Origin of the sequence: Mesorhizobium sp. M1E.F.Ca.ET.063.01.1.1, assembly GCF_003998155.1 — a bacterium.
Lineage (GTDB): Bacteria > Pseudomonadota > Alphaproteobacteria > Rhizobiales > Rhizobiaceae > Mesorhizobium.
This window is the reverse complement of record NZ_RZSC01000783.1, coordinates 1-2,661: the sequence shown is the minus strand read 5'-3', so window position 1 is coordinate 2,661 and position 2,661 is coordinate 1. Positions and strand designations below refer to the sequence as shown.

The 2,661-nt window shown below is 63.5% G+C and carries 3 protein-coding genes; all 3 read right to left on the bottom strand.

Annotation, left to right across the window (positions count from 1 at the left end):
* Positions 1 to 308 precede the first annotated feature (308 nt).
* A complete protein-coding gene (locus EOA29_RS32245; protein WP_126092450.1) occupies positions 309 to 872 on the bottom strand; it encodes a DUF4142 domain-containing protein in 564 nt (187 codons plus the stop codon).
* 60 nt (positions 873 to 932) lie between these two features.
* A complete protein-coding gene (locus tag EOA29_RS32240) occupies positions 933 to 1,760 on the bottom strand; it encodes a carbohydrate ABC transporter permease (protein WP_245468627.1) in 828 nt (275 codons plus the stop codon).
* A partial coding sequence (locus EOA29_RS32235) for a sugar ABC transporter permease (protein WP_145969923.1) occupies positions 1,757 to 2,661 on the bottom strand: 905 nt, incomplete at its 5' end. The genes EOA29_RS32240 and EOA29_RS32235, both read right to left, overlap by 4 nt.

Here is a 2,661-nt window from a genome sequence, read left to right as displayed (position 1 = left end):
TTCGGCACAGGGCTGAGCGAAGGGGGGCGGGTAGCCCGGGCCCTTGCGGACGGGCACGGCGGATAGATCGATCTTGGGCATGGCCGATCCTTTCGGGCTCCCCCTTCTCCCCTTGTGGGAGAAGGTGGCCGAGCGAAGCTCGGTCGGATGAGGGGTGCTCCAGCTTGGCGATACGCTATTGTAACCGTCTCATCCGCACAGAGAAGGCACACAGTCGCCGCCGTCTTGTTCCTTCCAACACCCCTCATCCGTCTCGGCGCTGCGCGCCGATCCACCTTCTCCCACAAGGGGAGAAGGTAAGGACCGCTTCACCCCTGATGCGCCACCGCCAGCTCCTTCACATGCTTCTCGTGCATCTTGAGCACCGGCAGCTCCTTCTTGGCGAATTCCTTCATCGCCGGGTCGTCGCCGGACTTCGCATAGGTGCTGAACAGCGCGACGGCGTCCTTGTGCGCGTCGGTCTGCATCTTGATGTACTTCTGGTCGAACTCCTTGCCGCTCGCGCTCTTCAACTCGCCTAGCATCTGCTGTTCCTTGGGCTGCATCCCTGGCCCGGCCGGCTTGATCGAGGCCGTCGTCTGGCCCTGGCTCATCGCCGCCTTGAAGTCATCGCCAGCCTTGGTGTGGTCCTCGATCATCTGCCTGGCGAAGTCCTTCACGTCGTCCGACGCCGACTGCTCCTCAGCCAGCTTGCTCGACTGGATCTCGAATGCGTTGGCGTTGGGCACGGTGGCGACGAAGGTCTGGGTGTCGACCTTGTCCTCGGTCACCATGGGGCCGACCGCATCGGGGCTGGTATCCTCCGATTGGGCAAGGGCGGCCGGCGCGCCGGCAAGCAGCGCGACGGCGGTCGCGGTCAGAAGCGTTTTCATCTCAAATCTCCGATCAGCCCCTCGGATACCCAAACGCGGCATGAGCGCGCCGGTTGCGTGCTAACCTTTCACCCCGCCGGCGGTAAGACCCGAAACGATCTTGCGCTGGAAGATCAGCACCAGCACCACCAGCGGCACGGTGACGATGACCGACGCGGCCATGATGTTGCCCCAGGGAATCTCGAACTGCGAGCTGCCGGACAGCAGCGCGATCGCCACCGGCACGGTGCGCTGCGCGTTGTTGGAGGTGAAGGTCAGCGCGAACAGGAACTCGTTCCACGCGCCGATGAAGGCGAGCATCCCCGTGGTGGCCAGCGCCGGCCACATCAGCGGTAGGAAGACGCGAGTGATGATGATCCAAGGCGTCGCGCCATCGAGGATCGCCGCTTCCTCGATCTCGACCGGCAGGTCGCGCACGAAGGTGGTGAGCACCCAGACGGTGAACGGTAAGGTGAAGATCATGTAGGAGAAGATCAGCGCGATGAGCGAATTGTAGAGGCCGGCCCAGCGGATCATCTCGAACAGACCGGCCAGCACCGCCACCTGCGGAAACATCGAGACCGACAGGATGGCGAGCATCAGCGCCGAACGGCCGCGGAAACGAATCCGCGCCAGCGAATAGGCCGCGGTGACGCCGAGCAGCAGCGATATCAGAACGACCGCGCCCGAGACGACCAGCGAATTCACCAGGTTGCGCAGGAATGTGCCTTCGGTGAGCACATTCCGATAGTTGGCGAGACTGAGCGTCTTCGGCCACAAGCTCGCCTCGAACAGCTCGGTCCCCGATTTCAGGCTGGTGACGATGGCGTAATAGAACGGGAAGACGGCGATGAAGACGATTCCCGCCACCAGCAGGTAGAAGGCCGCGCGCTTCAGCATTGCCATCAGCGGCCTCCTTCCAGGCTTATCCGGGCGATGCGGATGTAGGAAATGGTGAGCAGCGCGAGGATCAGGAACAGCAGCGTCGAGGCGGCCGAGCCATAGGCGAACTTGTCGAACTCGAATAGGTTCTCGCGCGCGAACACCGACATCGACTTGGTCTGCACATTGTTGGGCGTCAGCACATAGATCAGGTCGAAGATGCGCAGCGCATCGAGCGCGCGGAAGATCACCGCCACCATCACCGCAGGGCGGATCAGCGGCAAGGTCACCCGCCAGAAGATCTGCCACGGATTGGCGCCGTCGAGCCTGGCGACCTCGAGGATCTCGCGCGGCAGCATCTGCAGCGCCGCAAGGATCAAGAGCGCCATGAACGGCGTCGTCTTCCAGATGTCGACGATCAGCACCGCCACCATCGCCGTGTCGGCGCTGGCGATCCAGGCGATCTTGGCATGGATCAGGCCGAGGCCGAGCAGCACGACATTGATGATGCCGAACTGGTCGTTGAGCATCCATTGCCACATCTTGGCCGAGACGATCGTCGGGATCGCCCAGGGAATGAGGATCGCCGCCCTGACGATGCCGCGCCCACGGAACTCGGCGTTGAGCACCAGCGCCACGATCATGCCGAGGATCGTCTCGCAGGTCACCGAGATCGCCGTGAAGCGCACGGTGTTCCAGACGGCGCGCCACCACACCGGATCGACCAGCAGCCCGTCATATATGGTGCGGCCGCTCGGCATGCTGAGCACCGAGAAATAGTTGCCGAAGCCGACCCACTGGCGGGCGTCGAGATCGGACAGCGAGGCATCGGTGAAGCTGAAATAGACCGTGCGGATCAGCGGCCAGCCGGCGACGGCGGCAAGCACCACAAGCATCGGCGGGAGGAAAAGCCAGGCCGAGCGGACGC

What these genes read in the sequence shown, in the direction of transcription:
- EOA29_RS32245 (WP_126092450.1), bottom strand. Translation starts at nt 872, where the DNA reads ATGAAAACGCTTCTGACCGCGACCGCCGTCGCGCTGCTTGCCGGCGCG.